Annotated in this window: 18 protein-coding genes; 11 read left to right on the top strand and 7 right to left on the bottom strand. The window is 55.2% G+C overall.

Going from position 1 to position 19,752, the window contains the following annotated elements; translation table 11 throughout:
* Position 1: 1 nt before the first annotated feature.
* From LCF41_RS00615 to LCF41_RS00625, 3 genes are all read left to right on the top strand, one after another.
* A complete protein-coding gene (locus tag LCF41_RS00615) occupies positions 2 to 1,075 on the top strand; it encodes a sn-glycerol-3-phosphate import ATP-binding protein UgpC (protein ID WP_225086467.1) in 1,074 nt (357 codons plus the stop codon).
* A complete protein-coding gene (gene ugpQ / locus LCF41_RS00620) occupies positions 1,075 to 1,824 on the top strand; it encodes a glycerophosphodiester phosphodiesterase (RefSeq protein WP_225086468.1) in 750 nt (249 codons plus the stop codon). Before LCF41_RS00615 ends, ugpQ begins: the two co-directional genes overlap by 1 nt.
* Positions 1,825 to 2,031: 207 nt before the next feature.
* Positions 2,032 to 2,988 carry an AEC family transporter gene (locus LCF41_RS00625; protein ID WP_225086469.1) on the top strand — a complete coding sequence of 319 codons (957 nt, stop codon included), beginning with the start codon at positions 2,032 to 2,034 and terminating at the stop codon, positions 2,986 to 2,988.
* Between the two features lie 343 nt (positions 2,989 to 3,331).
* On the opposite strand, the gene LCF41_RS00630 is transcribed toward LCF41_RS00625, so the two are convergent.
* Positions 3,332 to 3,628, bottom strand: coding sequence for a hypothetical protein (locus tag LCF41_RS00630; RefSeq protein ID WP_225086470.1), 297 nt, complete (start codon positions 3,626 to 3,628; stop codon positions 3,332 to 3,334).
* A gap of 203 nt (positions 3,629 to 3,831) precedes the next feature.
* Between LCF41_RS00630 and LCF41_RS00635 the strand changes: the two genes are divergently transcribed.
* On the top strand, positions 3,832 to 4,296 hold the full coding sequence (locus LCF41_RS00635; RefSeq protein WP_225086471.1) for a tRNA (cytidine(34)-2'-O)-methyltransferase: 465 nt from the start codon (positions 3,832 to 3,834) through the stop codon (positions 4,294 to 4,296).
* 10 nt (positions 4,297 to 4,306) lie between these two features.
* Here LCF41_RS00635 and LCF41_RS00640 read toward each other — a convergent pair whose 3' ends face one another.
* The 4 genes from LCF41_RS00640 to cpxR form a co-directional block, all read right to left on the bottom strand.
* The gene (locus LCF41_RS00640; RefSeq protein WP_225086472.1) at positions 4,307 to 5,107 is read right to left on the bottom strand and encodes a DUF3142 domain-containing protein; all 801 of its coding nucleotides are present in this window, start codon (positions 5,105 to 5,107) and stop codon (positions 4,307 to 4,309) included.
* Positions 5,077 to 7,251: a PA5441 family protein gene (locus LCF41_RS00645; protein WP_225086473.1), complete on the bottom strand. Its 2,175-nt coding sequence runs from the start codon at positions 7,249 to 7,251 to the stop codon at positions 5,077 to 5,079. Before LCF41_RS00645 ends, LCF41_RS00640 begins: the two co-directional genes overlap by 31 nt.
* 180 nt (positions 7,252 to 7,431) lie before the next feature.
* Positions 7,432 to 8,802: an envelope stress sensor histidine kinase CpxA gene (gene cpxA, locus LCF41_RS00650; RefSeq protein WP_225086474.1), complete on the bottom strand. Its 1,371-nt coding sequence runs from the start codon at positions 8,800 to 8,802 to the stop codon at positions 7,432 to 7,434.
* A complete protein-coding gene (gene cpxR / locus LCF41_RS00655; RefSeq protein WP_225086475.1) occupies positions 8,799 to 9,497 on the bottom strand; it encodes an envelope stress response regulator transcription factor CpxR in 699 nt (232 codons plus the stop codon). Before cpxR ends, cpxA begins: the two co-directional genes overlap by 4 nt.
* 153 nt (positions 9,498 to 9,650) lie before the next feature.
* Here cpxR and cpxP point away from each other — a divergent pair, with 153 nt between their 5' ends.
* The 7 genes from cpxP to LCF41_RS00690 all read left to right on the top strand — a co-directional run bounded on the left by cpxP (position 9,651) and on the right by LCF41_RS00690 (position 16,259).
* A complete protein-coding gene (gene cpxP, locus LCF41_RS00660) occupies positions 9,651 to 10,175 on the top strand; it encodes a cell-envelope stress modulator CpxP (protein ID WP_225086476.1) in 525 nt (174 codons plus the stop codon).
* Between the two features lie 228 nt (positions 10,176 to 10,403).
* On the top strand, positions 10,404 to 10,679 hold the full coding sequence (locus tag LCF41_RS00665; protein WP_225088251.1) for a type II toxin-antitoxin system HicA family toxin: 276 nt from the start codon (positions 10,404 to 10,406) through the stop codon (positions 10,677 to 10,679).
* A complete protein-coding gene (locus LCF41_RS00670; RefSeq protein ID WP_180743071.1) occupies positions 10,676 to 11,038 on the top strand; it encodes a type II toxin-antitoxin system HicB family antitoxin in 363 nt (120 codons plus the stop codon). The genes LCF41_RS00665 and LCF41_RS00670 overlap by 4 nt, the downstream gene beginning before the upstream one ends.
* A 374-nt stretch (positions 11,039 to 11,412) precedes the next feature.
* Positions 11,413 to 12,600, top strand: coding sequence for a sugar transporter (locus tag LCF41_RS00675; protein WP_225088252.1), 1,188 nt, complete (start codon positions 11,413 to 11,415; stop codon positions 12,598 to 12,600).
* A gap of 156 nt (positions 12,601 to 12,756) precedes the next feature.
* Positions 12,757 to 13,659 carry a CDF family cation-efflux transporter FieF gene (gene fieF / locus LCF41_RS00680; protein ID WP_225088253.1) on the top strand — a complete coding sequence of 301 codons (903 nt, stop codon included), beginning with the start codon at positions 12,757 to 12,759 and terminating at the stop codon, positions 13,657 to 13,659.
* A gap of 205 nt (positions 13,660 to 13,864) precedes the next feature.
* Positions 13,865 to 14,827, top strand: coding sequence for a 6-phosphofructokinase (gene pfkA / locus LCF41_RS00685; RefSeq protein ID WP_225086477.1), 963 nt, complete (start codon positions 13,865 to 13,867; stop codon positions 14,825 to 14,827).
* A 502-nt stretch (positions 14,828 to 15,329) separates the two neighbouring features.
* Positions 15,330 to 16,259 (top strand): LysR family transcriptional regulator, encoded by a 930-nt coding sequence (locus LCF41_RS00690; protein ID WP_225086478.1) that lies wholly within the window; start codon positions 15,330 to 15,332, stop codon positions 16,257 to 16,259.
* Here the strand turns inward: LCF41_RS00690 and LCF41_RS00695 are convergent.
* Both LCF41_RS00695 and LCF41_RS00700 read right to left on the bottom strand, forming a co-directional pair.
* Positions 16,246 to 16,974 (bottom strand): DUF6250 domain-containing protein, encoded by a 729-nt coding sequence (locus LCF41_RS00695; protein WP_225086479.1) that lies wholly within the window; start codon positions 16,972 to 16,974, stop codon positions 16,246 to 16,248. The two genes, LCF41_RS00690 and LCF41_RS00695, sit on opposite strands and share 14 nt — an antisense overlap.
* On the bottom strand, positions 16,974 to 19,751 hold the full coding sequence (locus LCF41_RS00700; protein WP_225086480.1) for an exo-rhamnogalacturonan lyase family protein: 2,778 nt from the start codon (positions 19,749 to 19,751) through the stop codon (positions 16,974 to 16,976). Before LCF41_RS00700 ends, LCF41_RS00695 begins: the two co-directional genes overlap by 1 nt.
* Between the last annotated feature and the right edge of the window lies 1 nt (position 19,752).

The raw sequence follows: 19,752 nt of genomic DNA on the forward strand, positions 1-19,752 counted from the left end.
TATGGCATGTTTAAAACTTCAGGCCGTCACCAAGTCTTATGATGGCAAAACACAGATTATCCAACCCATCGATCTGGATGTCGCGGATGGCGAATTCGTGGTGATGGTCGGGCCGTCAGGCTGCGGTAAATCGACACTGCTGCGTATGGTGGCAGGCCTCGAACGCACCACCAGTGGTGACATCTATATTGATAACCAGCGGGTCACCGATCTGGAACCGAAAGATCGCGGCATTGCGATGGTGTTCCAGAACTATGCGCTTTATCCCCACATGAACGTGTTCGACAACATGGCTTACGGCCTGAAAATTCGCGGCTTTGGTAAGGCACAGATTCGTGAGCGTGTAGAAGACGCGGCGCGAATTCTGGAGTTGATGCCGTTGCTGCAACGCAAACCGCGTGAACTATCAGGCGGCCAGCGTCAGCGCGTGGCGATGGGGCGGGCGATTGTCCGTGAACCGGCGGTGTTCCTGTTCGACGAACCGCTGTCGAATCTGGATGCCAAACTGCGCGTACAAATGCGGCTGGAATTGCAGCAACTGCACCAGCGCCTGAAAACCACCAGCCTGTACGTCACACACGATCAGGTTGAAGCCATGACGCTGGCACAGCGCGTCATCGTGATGAACAAAGGGATTGCCGAGCAAATTGGCGCGCCGGCTGAAATTTATCGCCGTCCTGCCTCGCTGTTTGTGGCCAGCTTTATTGGTTCACCCGCGATGAACCTGTGGTCGGGCCGCATTAGCGATGACAGCTGCCGCTTTGAAATCGGTGGCGACATCGCTCTGGCGCTGCCTGAGCCGAAGCCGCAGTGGAGCGGTAAAGCATTGACGCTGGGGGTACGACCAGAGCATATTCAGCTGGCGACGCGCGAAACCGGCGGTATCCCGTTGCAGATTTCAACACTCGAACTGCTGGGTGCGGACAACTTAGCGCACGGCAAGTGGGGCGGACAAAACGTCATCGCGCGGCTCTCTTACGAACACTGTCCCGCCATCGGTTCGACGCTTTGGCTGCATTTACCGACGTCATCATGGCACCTGTTTGATTCGCAAAGCGGATTACGGATGGAATAATGGAAACACTCTGGCCTTACCCGAGCATTGTCGCCCATCGCGGCGGTGGTTCACTGGCTCCAGAAAACACGCTGGCGGCGATTGATGTCGGCGCCAGCCTCGGTCACAAGATGATCGAATTTGACGCCAAGCTGTCGCAGGACGGCCAGATTTTCCTCCTACACGACGATACGCTTGAACGCACCAGCAACGGTTGGGGCATTGCCGGGGAACTGCCGTGGGACAAGCTGGTCGGGCTCGATGTCGGCGGCTGGTACGGTCATAAATTTGTTGGTGAACGCCTGCCGCTGCTATCGGAAGTGGCAAAACGCTGCGCGCAGTATGGTATGGCAGCCAATATCGAGATTAAACCCACCACCGGATATGAAACCGAAACCGGGCGGGTGATTGCGCTGGCGGCGCGCCAGCTGTGGGCCGATCATCCGGTTGCACCGCTGCTGTCATCGTTCTCTATCGACGCTCTGGAAGCCGCGCAACAGGCTGTACCGGAACTCCCGCGCGGGCTGCTGCTGGATGAGTGGGAAGAAGACTGGCCGACGTTAACGCAGCGTCTGGGGTGCGTGTCCATCCACCTGAATCACAAACTGCTGACGGCAGAACGCGTCGCGGCGCTGAAAGCCGCGGGTTTACGCATTCTGGTTTATACCGTCAACCAACCTGATCGCGCGCAAACTTTGCTGGATTGGGGCGTTGACTGCATCTGCACTGACCGGATAGATTTAATTGGGGCTAACTTCGCGACCGGCTGAGGTCTGCTCATCGCCGAATGTCGATCGTTTAAGGATCGAGATACCGGGGCTACCACGGTGTGAGGCATCCCTGCGGGAACCTCATCACCGTGTTTCCCCTAAATCCATACTCATGATTAAGTGACCAGCATTCGCCTATTGCCGTATTATCTTTGATTGCGGCGGATCCCCTTTCTGACTCGGTGCCGGTAATAAGGAAGTGGCGTCATGCCCGCATTTATTGTTTCGCTTTGGCACCAGATTTTTCTGTCGTTACCCCTCTTTGTTCTTATCGCGCTCGGCTATAGCCTGATTCGCTACGGTAAATGGCCGACCACCGTGACCGACGGCATGACGCGCTTTGTCTTCTCCGTAGCCATGCCCGCCATGCTGTTCCGCCTGATGTCGGATTTTTCCAAACGTCCGGTGGTGGATGCCCGACTGCTGATCGCCTTTTTCGGCGGCTGCCTGCTGGTGTTTGTCCTAGGCCGCATCGTGGCGCGCAAAGTCTTTCATCTTGATGGCGTCTCCGGCTCGCTGTTTGCGTTGAGCGGCATCTTCTCCAACAACGTGATGCTGGGGCTGCCGATTGCTACGCTGATGCTGGGCGAAGAGGCAATCCCGTCGGTTGCGCTGGTGGTGGTGTTTAACGGGCTTATCTTGTGGACGCTGGTGACGGTGTCGGTGGAATGGGCGCGTAACGGGGCGCTGTCGCTACAGGGCTTTACCAAAACCGCGCTGGGCGTGCTGAAGAACCCGCTGATTATTGGCATTCTGTCCGGTACGGCGTTCAGTCTGACCGGCCTGCCGCTGCCATCGTATGTCGATCAGCCGCTTTCCATGCTGGGGCAGATTGCCGCGCCGCTGTCGCTGGTGGCACTGGGAATGGGGCTGGCGGAATACCGCGTGCGTGATGGTTGGCAGATTAGCACGGCGATTTGCACGATCAAGCTGCTGGTGCAGCCGCTGGTGATCTGGGGGATTGCGATCGCACTCGGTCTGCCGGAAATGGAAACGCGTGCGGTTGTGTTGCTGGGGTCGATGGCGGTGGGCGTCAACGTCTATCTGATGTCTCGCCAGTTCGATGTGCTGGGCGGCCCGGTGGCATCCAGCCTGCTGTTATCAACGGCGATGGCGGCATTAACCACGCCGTTGATTTTAACGCTGATGGGTGTGCGGTTATAGTCAGCCACGCTTGGCTAGGAAGCCTGTGGTTAGGCATTCTGTTAGTGTTATGTAATGTTTCGTGCGCGTTTGTTCTCGTGGTTTTCTGCAACCGTTGTCGTATGCGCCCGACACGGTGCGGCTCAATCGCCGCCGCCCCGTGACCCCCGGCTTTTCGCGGGGAATCACGCCGCTTTGCGGTACCTTCGGTGTTCATGCCCGCTACTCGGACCGCCTGTGACGCGCTCCCGGCGCTGCACAGGCTTTCGCGGTGTCCATACCGCTCATCCGGCGGTCATGCCCACCTCAGCGTAATTCTTTACGCGCGTAAGATAATAAAAAACCAAAAGAGCAGACCTGTTGGTCAGGGGTTCTGTTGAATTGGCGGTGGCGGCGTGGTTCTCTGCGACCGCTCCAAATCTTTCTGTAGCTGCTGCTGACGTTGTTGATTCAACTGTTGATTACGCTGCTGGAGCTGCTGATTCAGTTGCTGTTGCTGCAATTTCTGGTTCTGCTGCATAGTCTGCTGTAGCTGTTTCTGGCTGCTGATGCCATTTTCAAACTGCTGTTGAGGTGTGGGCGCTTGTGTCGTGTTGGCGCTTGCCACAAGCGGCAGGCCGAGCAATACAGCACAGGCCAATAATGTCTTAGGGTATTTCATTAAACCTCCACACAAGCCTTCGGCCTGTCGATAAGCCATTTGTGAAACGAAAATGGAATGCCTTTATCTGTAAGATCAAGTGTAATCGCTGTGGGTGAAAACGTCGTGCAGAGTAATCCGCATTCTGGCGTACAGGTTTTGGGTTGCCCTGTGGGAATGCGCTATACTGCGGCGGAATTTTCCTTCGTGGTTGACGTTATCTCATGTTCCATATCGCGCTCTATGAGCCTCAAATTGCACCAAACACTGGCAATATCATCCGACTGGCGGCCAATAACGGCTGTACGCTTCATTTAATTGAACCGCTGGGGTTTGATTTTGAAGAGAAAAAGCTGCGCCGTGCGGGGCTGGATTATCACGATCTGGCGAACGTCAGCCGTCATCAAAACTATCAGGATTTTCTGGCCGCAGTACCGGGTAAGCGCATCTTCGCTTGTACCACCAAAGGCAGCCGTCCTTATGACCAACCGAGCTACCAGCCCGGTGATGTATTGCTGTTTGGATCGGAAACGTCCGGTCTGCCGGATGAGATTCGCAATGGCTTCGAACCAGATTTTCGTATCCGCATTCCCATGCAGTCTAATAACCGTAGCCTGAATCTGTCCAATGCGGTGGCGATCATCAGCTATGAAGCCTGGCGGCAAAATGGCTTCGGCGGTTGCCTGTAGCCACGGTTTGCTACAGCTTGCCGGTGGCGGATTTTTTCAGCGGCGGATTCACCAGAAAAACCACTTCCCCGCGATAATACGGTGAAGTGGCAAGGCGCTGCTGCCACTGTGGTTCCCACTTGCCGTTTTGTACCAGCCCTACTCGGAAAGGCAGAGCCAGTTTCAGCAGTGCGGGCAGGTACTCGGCGTAGTTGGTAATGGTGCTGCGCCCCTGATAGGTCTGCACCACCACTTCATCCAGCTTGCCCTGTAAACGGTTCAACGCCGACACATCCCCGGTTTTCGACCAGTCGAGCAGCCCGGTAATGCTGAGCTGACAATCTTCGGGTAAACGCTCGCGCAGCTGTGTCAGAAACGCGACATAACCTGCTAACTGATAGCTTTTCGCGTCAAAATCAATCTGAATCCCGACAGACTGATTACCGTGGCGCTGCCATTTTTCTCGCAGTTTTAGCATCCGGTTCAAATGGCGATCGGAAAGCTCCAGCGTGGTCATGCGGAAAGCCAGCCAGACACGGTTAACGCGCAGCTGGCTGGGCGGGATCCCCTGACGCAGGAAAACGACTTTGCCCTGACGGCGAGCCACTTCTCCCTGATGCAAGTACAGCGTCTGTGCCTGATGCAGGATGGGCTGCGGTCTTACCGCCGCCCACAGCCAGAAATCCTGATAGCGCGTAGCATCAACGATGGTGGGTGCCGCGTGGGTGGTTAACGGTGCTGCGTTAGCGGAAGCGGCCTGCGTAAAGAATGCAAGCAGGCCGATCAGCACGATTGACGGCGTTACCAGTAATAATCGAGCTTGTCTGCCCACACGCTGCCTTTGTACTTGGTTTTCAGTTGGGTAAACCAGGCTTTGCGAGTGGCTTTGCTGATTTCCTGTGGGCCACAGTCGTTATAGCCGCTCGGCGCATAGCAGTAGACCGCGCGATATAGGGCATAGGTTTTGTCTTCCGGCGGCGCTTTCGGATCGGCAATCACCCGCATATAACCATCCAGACGATTATATTCGGTGCCGACGAATTGCGTTGGCGCGTTGGTGAGCCCACTCAACATGCTACCTTCACCCCAGTCGAAGCCCACGCTGTTATTGGTACGCAGGAAAAATTCGCCGAGGCAGTTAATCGCTCGGGCGTCATTGGGGCGTTGGTTCAGCGTCGTGACCACGTCATTCAGCGCCGGACATTGATAGTCTTCTTCGGTGTCGCTGCCATCCCAATCAAACGCCGTCAGATCTTCCTGATTCCAGCTTTGATTTTCGCTGCTGACCAGCGGTGCGATGTCTTTTCGCAACTGAACATCTTTGAGATAGCTGGCGTAATCGCCATGAGTCAGCGATTTGGTTAACAATGTATGCAGCGCGATAGCCCGCTCCTCATGGCTCTGTTGCGGACCTGTTTGCTGACGGAGCAAATCGGCGTTGGCGCTAATCTTCAGCACGGCGGAACGGAAACGCAGATTTTTCACCGGGCTGTCGGCGGTAAAGATCCGCTCGGGGTGACCCGCTTTGACCAGCGTTTCCGCCAGTGCCAGTTGCAGGAACTGATTTTGCGTGTACCCCATATTACGCGTTAACAGCTGGCGCCAGTGTGTTTCCGCCTCATCCCAGCGCTCCAGACGCACCAGCGCCCGGCCGCGCAGCACTTGCAAACTAAAACGCACGGTATCGGTGAGATCGTTGGCTTGTGTCGCGGGAACGCTGTTAACCACGGCAGCGTAATCTTTTTGACCATAAAACAGCTGGGCGGCTTGAAGGTAGCTAAACGCGTCCTGCATGTTGTTTTGCTCAAACAGCGGTTTCTGTACGGCCAGTTCGTCAGCGGATAAGGCGGGTAATGCCAGCCAGCCTTCATCTGAACGCAAGCGCTTGAGGTCTTGCACCATCGTCAACGGCGCGCTGTCTGGCGCACTGGTAAACTGACTATTTTCCAGCAGTTTATTGTCTATCTCATCGTTCAATTCAAGGAGGTCTTCGACATCGGTGGTGCCGTCCAGTTCGTGTTGGTACGTTTTCGCCAGGGCATTCGTATCATTCATGATCCAGTAGGCGCGGCGATACAGTCCGTTAGCGGAATCGACGTATTGTCCCTCGGGATACTGCTTCAGGTAGTCATCAATATGCTGAACGGCCAGTTGAGCGGCGGCCTTATCGGCTTTACTGGCATCGAACATGTTGTATTCATCAAGCGCGTTTTCCATGGCTTTATTGATTGCCACGCGAATCAGCATGTAGCGTGAGGTTTCGGCCACCCACGGCTGTGGTGAGGAGATTAACGCCTGAAAACCGCTTTCCGCCTCATCAAAATGGCCCTGATAAAACGCCAGAACCGCAAACAGGTAGTGCATGAGTGCGCCAGCATGCCCTTCGTCCGGCAAGCTGACCAGACCCTCATTCAGCGCCTCTTTGGTATACAACGGGTTGAGGAGATTTACCCGTTGATGAGCCAGCAGCGTGCGCTGTTCCTCGGTGAGTTGCTTGTCTGCCAGTAGAACGTCGAAAAACGCTTCCAGCGTGGAGAGCGCATTGGAAATATGCCGTCCTTCGTTATCATCAGGTGAAAACGTGGAGATGGTGCTCTGAACAGATAAAGGAAGATTCAGCTGCTTTGCTTTATTGAGCGTGGAGAGATAAGGCGCATCCGCCGTGACATCTTCTCCTGCCTCTGACGTCTGATGCGTTTCCGTCGCCGCGATCCCCATGACTCGGTAGGCCGTAAAAGGGTCGATACGTGAACGCGTTTGATCGGGTAAAGGATGGGGTAACGGAAGCGAAATTCCGTGGAGGCGGCTTTGCAGCAACATCAGATTCGTACGTGTGTCATTACCCGGTTGCAGGTAAGGCAAGGCGGACATGCCGCATTCTGAGTCGGAAAAGCCGCACACTCCATCGCTGGAACTGAATGCCTGACTGCTCATTAACGCGGTCAGTACGCCAGCCAGCAGCGTTACTCCTTTCATGGTTGGTATCCTTCATTTAACACGGGTCTTGCCTGTTTTCGGCATGAGTGGGGATCACTCTACGCAATCGCGTAAAAAACGCAATCCAGTGTAACTTTGAGAAGGTAAACAGAACATGACAGGTGCCCTATCGGGCACCTGAATGTGAAAACGTCGGCGGCGAGGAAGAAGCTGTCCGATTTACCGTTGATGCAACGGCAGCCAGATGATTAAGCGCAATCCACCCAGCGTGCTGTCTTCCGCTTTTACCCAGCCTTTATGCTGCGTAATGGCGGTTTCCACGATGGCAAGCCCCAAACCGCTGCCGCCGGATTCACGGTCACGCGCTTCATCCGTGCGGTAGAAGGGGCGGAAAATCTGTTCGCGATCTTCCGGGCTCACTCCGGGGCCGTCATCATCCACTTTGATGGTGATGCCCTGATTATCCACTGAAAAGGCCACTTCGATGTGGTTGTGAGAATAGCGCAGCGCGTTGCGCACGATATTTTCCAGCGCACTGTCGAGCGAGGCAGGGTTGCCAAAGAGCGTCCACGGCCCCGGTGGATAAGGTACTTCCAGCGTTTTCCCCATCTGCTCGGCTTCAAAGGCGGCATCGTCCAGCACATTGCCCCACAGCTCATCGGCGCGTAGGAATTCACGGGTCAGCTCGTTCTTGTGCTGATTGCGTGAGAGCACCAGCAGATCGTTAATCATGCTGTCGAGCCGCTGCGTTTCCGTCTCGATGCGGTTCAGCTCATTGCCTTCCCCCTGACGTCGACGCAGTAGCGCCGTTGCCAACTGCAAGCGCGTCAGCGGCGTGCGCAGCTCATGAGAGATATCCGACAGCAGACGTTGCTGCGCGGTAACCATCCGTTCCAGCGCGCTGACCATCTGGTTAAAGCTGACGCCCGTCGCCTGAAACTCCTGCGGGCCGGATTCCAGCTCAGGATGCTGGCGTAAGTTGCCTTTGGCGACTTCATCGGCAGCATGTTTGAGTTTACGCGCGGGTTTTGCCAGACTCCAGGCAAGCCAGAGCAGCAGCGGTGAACTGATCAACATGGTGAAGATCAGCAGCAGTAAAGGTCGGTCAAACAGCAGGCTGATGAAATCCGACTGCGGACTGCTGGCAGGGCGAATCAGGTAGAGTTGGTAGTTGTCATCACCATCGCGGATCGCAAAAGGACCGAGCAGCTCAATGCGGCCGTAATTTTTCTTTTGCGGGTGGTCGGCGTTATCCGATAGCCCGATAAAATTACGCACAATCGGGGTTTCATGTTTTTCTACGCCAAAGATCCGGCCTTCACTGGTGACCAGAAAAAGGCGCTGTCCCGGCGGAGCCCACTTCTCCAACACCCAGAACAGCCGTAGCCACCAGCGCAGATCGTTGGCGGGCGTGTTGGCAAGGTCTGCTTCAATGTGCTGTTCCAGCATGATGCCCTGTCGCTGCTCGTTTTCCAGCAAGGCGGTAAGCTGGCGCGAGTCCAGCTTGGGCACCATCAGAACCAACATGAGTACTAGCGCCAGCGTTAACCAAAAAATGGCAAAAATACGGGCGGTCAAACTATTGATCATGCAGCGGATACCATCAGATAGCCTCGTCCACGCAGCGTTTTAAACCAGGGCAAACCGTCCTTGCGTTCTGGCAATTTACGGCGCAGGTTCGAGATATGCATATCGATCGCGCGGTCAAATGGCGTCAGGCGTTTCCCCAGCACTTCCTGGCTTAAATGCTCGCGGGAAACCACCTGTCCCAGCCGCTGGGCTAACAGATAGAGCAGCGTAAATTCGGTGCCTGTCAGATCCAGCACAACATCGTCAAAGCTGGCTTCCTGCCGTCCGGGATTCAGACGCAGGCCGTCGACTTCCAGCGTCGGTGCGCTGTTATCGCCCGCCTGCTGTTGATCGGTCCAGTTCGAACGGCGGAGAATCGCGCGAATTCGCGCCACCAGTTCCCGGTCGTTAAACGGCTTCGGCAGGTAATCATCGGCACCCAGTTCCAGACCCAGAACGCGGTCTAATTCGCTGCCGCGAGCGGTCAGCATAATGACTGGTGTTTGATGCTGCTGTCGTAGTTCTTTTAATGTATCGATACCGTTTTTCTTCGGCATCATTACGTCCAGTAATAACAGGTCAATCGTGCTATCTAATACCTGTAACGCCTGCTCGCCGTCGTAGGCGACAACGACGTTAAAACCTTCCATTTCGAGCAACTCTTTCAATAAAGCCGTTAGCTCTCTATCGTCATCAACCAGCAGAATTTTATTCATGTTTTCTCTACCTCCAAGGGCAAAATACGACATAGATTAGCGCTATTCCATGACTTTACGTAGTTTTACATCCTCTGACGCATGTTTGCAGCAAGATGCGTAGACTCCTGCTCATTGATTCACAAAATGACGTACCGCTCTGGAGAGTTATCGATGCAACAGTTCGCAACCTTATCTCTTGCTTCACTGCTTATGCTAGGCACTTTTACCGCCGTTGCAGCAGAAAGTGGAGACGCCTCGGCGAGCGGCTGGCACATCGATGATTCCGCCATAAAAGGCGTATCCGGTCAGCAAGGTATGTTCGATGGCGTGAGGTTGACTGAGCAACAGCGCCAGCAAATGCGTGATTTGATGCACCAGAGCCGTCAAGACAAACCGGCGTTTAACACTGAAGATGTTAAAGCCATGCACAAGCTGGTGACGGCGGAAACGTTTGATGAAGCAGCGGTGCGAGCGCAGATAACCCGAATGATGACTGTGCAGATTGAGCGTCAGATTAAGATGACCCGAGTACGCAACCAAATGTACAACCTGCTGACGCCAGCGCAGAAAGAAATATTAGAGCTGAAGCATAAGCAACGCATGAAAGAGATGCAGCAGCAGGTATCCATGTTTAACCAGATGTCCGCGCCATCACCAGGCACGACAAACGATGTTGAGACAGATAGTCCCGAGTAGTAGCGCTAGTGTAGTAAGCAGTAAACGTAGTGCAGTCCGAGTAGTAATGTGTAGTAGGTACACACCCTGTTTTTCCTTGCCATAGACACCATCCCTGTCTTTTTGCCCTCCATGATGGAGGGTTTTTTTTTGCTTTTTTAAAAGCGGCAACATATTTTGACTTCACTATTTGACTTCAAATGAATGGGTTCTATAATGACTTCAAAAAATGACATCATGGAATCGGCAATGCAGGGAAAACTAGCCAGTCTACGAAAAAAGCAGCGAGAAACGCTGAGCCAAATTTTCAAAACACCCGTGCTTTCAGGTGTTAAATGGTCAAATGTTGAGTCACTCATCACTGCGTTAGGTGGTGAAATTAAGGAAGGTAGCGGGTCACGGGTGCGATTTTTATTGAATGGGAGTATTGCCCGATTCCATCGTCCTCACCCGTCACCAGATACCGATAAAGGCGCACTGGTTAGCCTGCGCGAATGGCTGGAAAGTATAGGAGTAAAACCATGACTAAAGCACTTAACACACCAAATACGATGGTGGTTTCCGGCCAGCCGGCCATTATCAGTTACGTACCGGAAATCGGTATGTTTCGCGGCAAGTTTATTGGCTTATCTGGCTACTGTGATTTTGTCGCCGACAGTATTAATGGCTTGAGGAGTGAGGGTGAAATTTCGCTACGTGAATATCTGGAAGATTGTCAGGAAAACGGCATTGAACCTTACGAGCGTGAAGAGAAAGTGAAAACGTTCACTCTTCGTTATCCTGAATCATTCGGGGAACGGCTGACCATTGCGGCAGCTGAGCGCCAAATTTCAGTGAATGCGTTTATTGTCGAAACACTTAACGAACATATGAAACAGGTATAACTGGCTGCCGCTTTGGCGGTTTTATTGCATAAAAACAACAGTGCAAACGCGTATTACACCGCAACATCTCTTGGTGCCGCTACGCTTTACCGATAGAAACCGGATACAAAGCAGTGCTAGAAAGGCACGAAAAAAGACAGCATAAGGAAGTGGTAACGCGTAGAATATGAGCACCAAAAATGATGCTCATGAATGTTCCCTTACCTGTTTTCAGGCTTTTGGCTGACATCCTCATAAAAGCACGCTGAAACACCCTTGGCCGCTCGCCGATTACACGGCGATGTCATACTTTCCCTGTACCATTGCTCCATCGCGTTAGCCTCTGCCACGACAGGGGGGCGCATTCTTTTATGTTAACTTTTGATATCAATACCATGACCCGTTCTTCCCGTTCGACCGCCTGGTTACGCGTCGTCAGCCTTTCTCTGGCGGCATTCATTTTTAACACCGCGGAATTTGCCCCTGTTGCGTTACTGTCAGACATTGCCGCCAGCTTTTCCATGAGCGCCGCGCAGGTTGGGCTGATCATCACGATTTACGCCTGGGTGGTCGGGCTGATGTCGTTGCCCTGCATGCTACTGTCCAGTGATATGGAACGACGCAGCCTGCTGATCAAAATCTTTATCCTGTTTGTCGTCAGCAATGTGCTGTCTGGTCTGGCCTGGAATTATTGGGTGCTGGTCATTGCCCGTATCGGTGTGGCGCTGGCTCACGCGGTGTTCTGGTCAATTACGGCATCGCTGGTGGTACGGTTGGCGCCTGCGGACAAAAAGGCGCAGGCATTAAGTTTGCTGGCGACCGGCACGGCGCTGGCGCTGGTGCTAGGGTTACCGCTGGGACGTGTGGTCGGGCAGTATTTGGGCTGGCGTGTAACGTTTGTCCTTATTGGCTTGATCGCCGCAGCGATTATGCTGGGTCTGATGAAACTGTTGCCCGTGTTGCCGAGCAGCAATTCCGGTTCGTTGAAGAGTTTGCCTCTCCTGCTTAAGCGTCCGGCCTTGCTGTGCGTGTACGGCCTGACGGTGATGATCGTAACGGCGCACTTTACCGCCTACAGTTATATTGAGCCGTTTATCCAGAAAGTGGCGTTGCTGAGTGAGAATTTCACTACTATCTTGCTGTTGATTTTTGGCGGTGCCGGCATCATTGGCAGTATGTTGTTTAGCCGCTACAGCAGCAAATACCCAGCGGGATTCCTGATTGTTTCCTTCGCGTTTTTGGCGGTGTGTTTGCTGTTACTGCTGCCGTTGTCATTCAGCGGCTGGAGTCTGTCGACGTTGTGTATCGTCTGGGGCATCGCCATTATGGCGCTGAGTCTGGGGATGCAGGTTAAGGTGCTAACGCTGGCATCGGATGCGACCGACGTGGCAATGGCGCTCTATTCGGGGATTTATAACATTGGGATCGGCGGCGGTGCGCTGCTGGGCAATCAGGTTATTATCCATTTGGGCCTGCCTGACATCGGTTTCATCGGTGCGGCGATGGCGATGTTGGCGACGGCATGCTGTATTTTTACGTTTGTTCGCTATTCCCGTGTGTTAAAAACGCCATTAACGAGCTGAATGCAGGGCATTATCAGGCTAATGCCAATCGTTGAAGCATTGAGATACACGGGGCGACCACAGGGGTGAGGCCTCCTGCGGGAACCTCCCCCTGTGTTTCCCCTAATAACGGGCTTAAGTGACCAGTAGCGGCTTTTGCCATTACGTGAGGGCATGATGAATCCACACTATGCACGTCTGGTGACGCTAGCCGCTGTGAGCGCGACGGCTGTGGCGCTGGTGCTGTTCATAATGAAAGTGTTTGCCTGGTGGCACACCGGTTCGGTGAGCCTGCTGGCATCGCTGGTTGATTCGCTGGTGGACATCGCCGCGTCGCTGGTGAACCTGCTGGTGGTGCGCTATTCGTTGCAGCCGGCGGATACCGAACATGCGTTTGGCCACGGTAAGGCGGAATCGCTGGCGGCGCTGGCGCAGAGCATGTTTATCTCCGGTTCGGCACTGTTCCTGATTCTGACGGGGTTGCAACACTCGCTGGAACCGCAGACGCTGCACGCGCCGGAAGTGGGCGTGTGGGTGACGCTCATTGCGCTCGTGGCCACGCTGCTGCTGGTATCGTTCCAGCGTTGGGTCGTGAAGCGTACGCACAGTCAGGCGGTACGGGCGGATATGCTGCATTATCAGTCCGATCTGTTGATGAACGGCGCGATTCTGGTGGCGTTGGCACTCAGTTGGAAAGGTGTTACGCGCGCCGACTCGCTGTTTGCATTGGGTATCGGTGTCTATATTTTATACAGCGCGTTGCGCATGGGGTATGACGCCGTGCAGTCGCTGCTGGATCGGGCGCTGCCGGAGGACGAGCATCGCGCCATTGCTGAGGTTATCGTAAACTGGCCGGGGATTCGCGGCGCCCATGCGTTGCGTACCCGACGTTCCGGTCCAACGCGCTTTATTCAGCTGCATCTGGAAATGGATGATGCCCTGCCGCTGGTTCAGGCTCATCAAATTGCAGATGAACTGGAGCAGGCATTACTTAAACAGTTTCCGGGTGCCGATATTATTATCCATCAGGATCCGATTTCCGTCGTGCCGGAAAATCAGCGTGGCAGGCTGGCGGTATAGTCGGCCATGTTTCGCATTTTATGTTAAAAACGTGATACGCCATGAAAATTTATGCACAATTTAGCCTGACCTGAATCAATTCAGCTTCGGGTGTTTGTTATAATATGCTAATAAAAGAATAAGGCGTTGCTGCCTGTTTCACGGCGGCGGTGAATTTACGATAGAAGAATCCTGCAAAATTACATCTACAAGTCCAGAGGTTGTCATGATTAGAAGAATCGGAGTGTTGACGAGCGGTGGCGATGCACCAGGTATGAATGCCGCAATTCGTGGTGTGGTTCGCGCTGCGCTAACGGAAGGGCTGGAAGTTTACGGCATTTATGATGGTTATCAGGGCTTGTATGAAGATCGCATGGAGCAGTTGGATCGCTACAGCGTATCGGATGTGATTAACCGTGGCGGTACGTTTCTGGGATCCGCTCGTTTCCCGCAGTTCCGTGATGAAGCGGTGCGTCAGGTTTGCGTAGAAAATATGAAAAGACGCGGTCTGGATGCGCTGGTGGTTATCGGCGGTGACGGTTCCTATATGGGTGCGAAACGTCTGACCGAAATGGGTTTCCCTTGTATCGGCTTACCGGGCACGATCGATAACGACGTGGCGGGTACGGACTACACTATCGGCTACTTTACCGCGCTGGAAACCGTGCTGGAAGCGATTGACCGCCTGCGCGACACCTCCTCTTCCCACCAGCGTATTTCTATTGTGGAAGTGATGGGGCGCCACTGTGGTGACCTGACGCTGGCGGCGGCGATTGCCGGTGGTTGTGAATTCATCGTTCTGCCGGAAGTGCCGTTCAGCCCGGAAGATCTGGTCTGCGAAATCAAAGCAGGTATTGAGAAAGGCAAAAAACACGCGATTGTGGCGATCACTGAACTGGTGTGCGACGTCGACGAACTGGCGAAATATATTGAAAAAGAAACGGGGCGCGAAACCCGTGCGACCGTGCTCGGCCACATTCAGCGCGGTGGTTCACCGGTGGCGTATGACCGTATTCTGGCTTCGCGTATGGGCGCTTATTCTATCGAACTGTTGCAGCAGGGCTACGGCGGCCGCTGTGTCGGTATCCAGAATGAAAAAATGGTGCACCACGACATCATCGACGCCATTGAGAACATGAAACGTCCTTTCAAAGGCGACTGGCTGGATACAGCGAAAAAACTGTTCTGATCCACGAATTGATGCGCTCGCTAAGTGACGGCGACACCAATCTTGCAGGTTTTGCTGTTATCCGGCGTAAAAAATTATGCTGAGGAGATAGCAGGCTTAGGATGAGCCGCAGGGACGCGGCGAAAGCTTGCGCCACGCATGGAGCGTGTCGCAAGCGGTCCGTTAAGCTGGATATCGACGAAGGCACCGCGTCAGCGGCATAATTTCCGCCGAAAGCCTGGGGTCACGGGGCGAGCGGCGTTTGAGCCGTCCCGTGTCGGGCGCGTGCTACGAGGTAGCATGAAAATAACGTCATTATCGCGCACGAAACTATCTCCTGGATTATATAAAATCTAGAAGACGGCATTAAGTGGAAATGCTCTCTCCGTTATTCCCCTCATCACGCCAGCTGCTACGCATATAACCGACGAGCATATAAAAATCGGTTTTATTATTTTTTCTGCACGTTCAGACCTGCTAGCCTGCCCGTTACTTCCGTCCTGATGACACGCTGATTGCTGCTATGAACATCGATCTTCGCCAACTGCGGCACTTTATTGCTCTGATTGAACATCGAAATTTTACGTCGGCAGCACAGGCGATGAAGCTTTCTCAATCCGCTTTCAGCCGTAGCATCCAGTCGCTGGAGCAGACCATTGGCACTCGCCTGATTGATCGAATGAACCAACTGGAGCCGACGCCGAAAGGGCTGGTGGTGCTGGAACACGCGCGCCGCCTGATTAATCAGACGCACGATTTGTTTAACGATATCCAGCAGTTCAATGAGAAAGAGGCGGGTGAAGTGAATTTTGGCTGCGGACCAGCCCCCGCCGCCTGGCTGATGCCGCAGGTGATCGGGGCGTTCTCCCGACATTACCCGAAGGTGCGGATGGTTTTTCGTGTCGATAACTGGCAGGCACTGGGCCATCGGCTGATGGCCGAAGAGCTGGATTTTATCGTGGCGGATATGCGCAATTTTGAATTTGATACCCGCTATCGTGTTCAGCCGCTGAGCCAGCACCGTTGGGGCTTCTGCTGCCGTAGCGGGCACCCATTGGCGGTACAGGAAGAAATTACCGTTGAGCAGTTCTTTTCCTATCCGCTGGCGGCAACGATCCGCCCACCCAACCTGCACCGTGCGCTGGTGCAACTGAGCGGTAAACTGGATATTCGTACCAGCATTGAGTGTGAGAATGGCTACAGTCTGCTAGACGTGGTGCGCCATTCGGATGCTATTGGGACGACCAACCATTTCAACGAGCCCGATCGGCACGGGATTCATATGTTGAAGATTGCGGGGCTAGACGACAACACCGACGAATTTTATACCCACTACGGCATTATTTATCTGGCGGACGCCCGTCTGTCCCTGCTGGCACGCAAGTTGATTGAAACCTTCGTGCAGGTCGATGGCGACCTGCACGGTACGCCTGCGGCGCTTACAGCGGAGTGATGCTGAAATCACTGATTTCCTGACGTGAAAAAACGGTCCGAAAGCCGAAATAGCCTGAGGCTGGCGTATTTGGATAGCTGGCGTGGAAATAAAGCACATTATCGACCCAAAAACGCGTTTCCCGCCGATCCACTTCAATCACGATGCGATAGCGATGATGAGAGCGCAGCAGATGCGCAGCATCGGTATATTCGCCAAGCAGCAGGCGCTCGCCGTGACCATCGTAATACCGAAAACGCGTGGTGCTGTTCCAGTTACCGCCCATGCCGACATAGTACAAATTCAGGCTGTCATATTCGTTGAGCTTGCCGTACCGGGTAAACAGGTTCGGGTGATGCAGGTCGCGCGCGGCCCAGAACTGGTTCACGTCGGACACGCGGTCGTAAGGGCGATCCGCGACTAAAACCTCGCGCGTGAAGGCGATACGGTAGGTGCCCGAGAGTGGGGCGTCTAGCCAGATCGTCAGCCCGGCGGCGCTTTCCAGCCTCAGATGTTCCGGCGTGGTCTGGATCGCCGTGCGGTCAGGGTCTTCCTGCTCCACCTGCCAGCGTAGCGGCTGACCGGTTGAATCCGTGGACCAGATAAACGTTGAACGGTGTGGCGAATCGATAATGTCATGTGTGCCGCCTGCCTGTGGCGACAGGAGGTGCGTGTTTTCAGTACAGCCTGGGTCAGTCATGGTGATGTCCTGTAGCGTGCCGCCGGGTGGCGGCATTAAGAAGAGGGAATGTCATCCAGCAAGGCCAGCAGGGCGATGGCCGTTAATCCCCACTGCGCGACGGCATTGGTCGCCAGATTGGTGGCCGCGGTGCTGCCGGAATGTTTATCAATGGTGGAATCGATCACGGGTTCATTGATCGCATAGAGCACGGTCGGAGGTGTTAAGCGCCGCTGTTCGAGAGTTGGATGAGCGATGCCGCCGCTGCCAGTGGTGAACTCTGTCCAGGCGCGTTGTGCCAGCGCACGATCGTTCAACCGTCGTGCGGCAAAGGCAGTCAGCCGGGCATGCCCTTGAGCCAGATTGAGCTTTTTCACCGTTTTACCCACGGCTGCGCTTAGCGCGACGGGGTCGTTATACAGTCGGCAGTAGTCGAGCCACGCACGGGTAAACGCGGGGTCGGGCAGCGCTTCGACCAGCTCACTACAGATTTCTGTTAGACCAAAAACCGCGCTCAGATGTGAAATCTCCACTTGATCCGGCGGTGCCAGCACGATGCGCCCGGTATCGGGATCGATAGCTGACCCGCCAGTGAAAAAGCCGTGTGGCTGCGCCGCGATGGTCTGCATACTGGTGAGCAGGCGCGCGCGTATCGCTGGATCGCCGTGCCGTTCCCAGGCGGTCAGCCAGGCAGCGGCTACCGCGCCCCAGTCCGTCCCGAAGCTCAGGCTGACGTGATGCGGATCGGCGGGCGATGTTTGTCCGATCTTGCGGCCGGGCAGGACGGTGCCGAGCGTACGTAGCGCCTCGACCTGTTCGTCCATCAGTTCACCGATGCGCTCATCGGCGGTGAGGTAGTACAGAAAACGACGGTTGGCGACGGTAGAAATACGCAACTGTTTGGCGCTGTCGCCCCAGTGGCGAACATTGTGCCGTGACCCTAGTGGACTGAAGCGTCCCAGATGGTGTACGTCCACTTCGCCCGTGTGGCGCGTCATGGCTTCCGCCATGCGAAATACCTCGGCGCGCCCGCTGTGCAGAAAGTAATACCAGAGCCACAGATCGGTGCTGAGCTCCGAGTTATCCCACGCGTAGCCACCTACATCGTAGCGCCAGACGTGACGGTCGCTGTCATACGTGTGCATGACATCGCCGAAATCCCAGAAGCCGTACCATTTCCGCTGTTCGACCTCCTGCTGATAGGCATTGAAATATGCCTCCAGCTGTTTCTCCAGCCGGACGCGGGCTGGCGTAGTGGCAGAGGAAGAAGAGGCGGGTGCCCACAGTGGGCCAAACGCCTGCGCGCGGCGCAAGTCCTGAGCGTCCGCCACCAGCAGCGGTGGTTGTTGCATGCGCTGTGCCCGATTCACCAGATCGTCCGCATCGGGCGTCGCGGGCAGCACATCAATAAACAGTTCGCTGGTGCGAGCCACGCCAACTGCCGAACCGAAGCCCGGTTCGTAATCTTCATAGGTGATCGCCAGCCCTTCGCGCTGTTTGTCATGGGTATCCTGACCCAACCCGTCATGATAAAAGCGCATATCCATCGGTTCCGCCCACGGTGACCACAGCCAGAGCGTGACGGTCGCCGTGTCGGTATGGGCATTCTCGATTTCCAGACAGGCCGGGTAGCTCTGCCAGAAATGGCGAATTCCGAACGCCACGCCGCCGGTTGGCGTGCCCAGATAGCCAACGCCCGCCGCTCGTTCTCCGGTGGCGGAAAGCAGCCAGCCCTGTCCGGCCGCGGTGCGTTTATGTATCTGGAAGCCGTCGGGATGGTGTTGGGTCAGGCGGTAGCTGCCAAACGCGGGAATATAATCCAGCCGTTTGCCGACCTCCGGTGAAAAGTCCGCGATTGGCGGCGTGGCTTGCCCGGCCAGCTGTGCCGCGATAACGGCCGCGCCAGGATCGCGGCGTAGCCCGCTCAGGCCGCGTACCGCCTCACGAAAGAGTCCACCTTGATCGGAAACGAAACGGACGTGACGATCGTGCAGTTCTCCCTGAAGCGGAACATCGAACGCCAGCCCAAGTCCTTTCAGGCTAACGAGGTCGTCGTCGTTGTCATAAATCAGGGTATGTATGACACGCAGTGAATCGGTGTTCGCATAGCTATAAAACCGGATAATAAAGGGGATAGCCGTCCGCTCCTGCTGCTGGGCGTGATGTGTACCGCGTAGTGCAATTACTGTCCGCTGTGGCCCGGTTTGCTCCACCGTTACCGTATCAATCACGCCCTGATACGCGTCCTGCGTCAGTGCGCTATCCGTCTCCGCCCCTCTCTGCATGCGCAACACCAGCCTGCCGTTGGTTAACGCCAGCCGATTATCCCGCCAGATTTCTTCGATCAACTGCGAGCCAGAGCGTGGAATCACATAGCGAATGCGGCCCGTCTCCACCATCCAGCCGTGCTCATGCTCGCTGACCATGCCAGTCTTCGTTGGCTCTTCCGCTTTGGCTGTCGGTTTCAGCGTAAGTTTATCTTCGGGCGGCGTGGTGCCGCCCAGCGCGTGTGCCGACCATTTAATCGAACCGTCCGGCCAGTGAGCCAGCGGCCAGCTTTGCAGGTCGTAAGCACGCTGTTGCGCATCGTGCAGTTGGAAGCCGCTGTCGTTACGCACCGCGCCCTGCGGCCAGGCAGCCCCCCAGGTCACGCCAGTGAACGCGCGGGGCTGTTGTCCGTCAAGCCAGCGCAGGCTGACCTGTGGTGCAGATTCGCCTGCGTAGGTAGAGGCTTGAGGCGCGTTGGCGTGCGCCGATGTCCAGAACGGTGCCGATAGCGCCAGCAGCGTGCTGTCGCGCAGGAAGCGTCGGCGTGAGTAAGCCATCTTGTCCATG

The organism is Pectobacterium colocasium, from assembly GCF_020181655.1.
In the GTDB taxonomy this organism is placed as follows: Bacteria; Pseudomonadota; Gammaproteobacteria; order Enterobacterales; family Enterobacteriaceae; genus Pectobacterium; species Pectobacterium colocasium.

Bases quoted from the DNA above. Each gene is read 5' to 3' on its own strand.
- LCF41_RS00695 (WP_225086479.1), bottom strand. From the start codon at position 16,974: ATGCCGCCACCCGGCGGCACGCTACAGGACATCACCATGACTGACCCA.
- LCF41_RS00635 (WP_225086471.1), top strand. From the start codon at position 3,832: ATGTTCCATATCGCGCTCTATGAGCCTCAAATTGCACCAAACACTGGC.
- LCF41_RS00615 (WP_225086467.1), top strand. From the start codon at position 2: ATGGCATGTTTAAAACTTCAGGCCGTCACCAAGTCTTATGATGGCAAA.
- LCF41_RS00625 (WP_225086469.1), top strand. From the start codon at position 2,032: ATGCCCGCATTTATTGTTTCGCTTTGGCACCAGATTTTTCTGTCGTTA.
- LCF41_RS00645 (WP_225086473.1), bottom strand. From the start codon at position 7,251: ATGAAAGGAGTAACGCTGCTGGCTGGCGTACTGACCGCGTTAATGAGC.
- LCF41_RS00700 (WP_225086480.1), bottom strand. From the start codon at position 19,751: ATGGACAAGATGGCTTACTCACGCCGACGCTTCCTGCGCGACAGCACG.
- LCF41_RS00630 (WP_225086470.1), bottom strand. From the start codon at position 3,628: ATGAAATACCCTAAGACATTATTGGCCTGTGCTGTATTGCTCGGCCTG.
- pfkA (WP_225086477.1), top strand. From the start codon at position 13,865: ATGATTAGAAGAATCGGAGTGTTGACGAGCGGTGGCGATGCACCAGGT.
- cpxA (WP_225086474.1), bottom strand. From the start codon at position 8,802: ATGATCAATAGTTTGACCGCCCGTATTTTTGCCATTTTTTGGTTAACG.
- LCF41_RS00675 (WP_225088252.1), top strand. From the start codon at position 11,413: ATGACCCGTTCTTCCCGTTCGACCGCCTGGTTACGCGTCGTCAGCCTT.
- ugpQ (WP_225086468.1), top strand. From the start codon at position 1,075: ATGGAAACACTCTGGCCTTACCCGAGCATTGTCGCCCATCGCGGCGGT.
- LCF41_RS00670 (WP_180743071.1), top strand. From the start codon at position 10,676: ATGACTAAAGCACTTAACACACCAAATACGATGGTGGTTTCCGGCCAG.
- cpxR (WP_225086475.1), bottom strand. From the start codon at position 9,497: ATGAATAAAATTCTGCTGGTTGATGACGATAGAGAGCTAACGGCTTTA.
- fieF (WP_225088253.1), top strand. From the start codon at position 12,757: ATGAATCCACACTATGCACGTCTGGTGACGCTAGCCGCTGTGAGCGCG.
- LCF41_RS00665 (WP_225088251.1), top strand. From the start codon at position 10,404: ATGCAGGGAAAACTAGCCAGTCTACGAAAAAAGCAGCGAGAAACGCTG.
- cpxP (WP_225086476.1), top strand. From the start codon at position 9,651: ATGCAACAGTTCGCAACCTTATCTCTTGCTTCACTGCTTATGCTAGGC.
- LCF41_RS00690 (WP_225086478.1), top strand. From the start codon at position 15,330: ATGAACATCGATCTTCGCCAACTGCGGCACTTTATTGCTCTGATTGAA.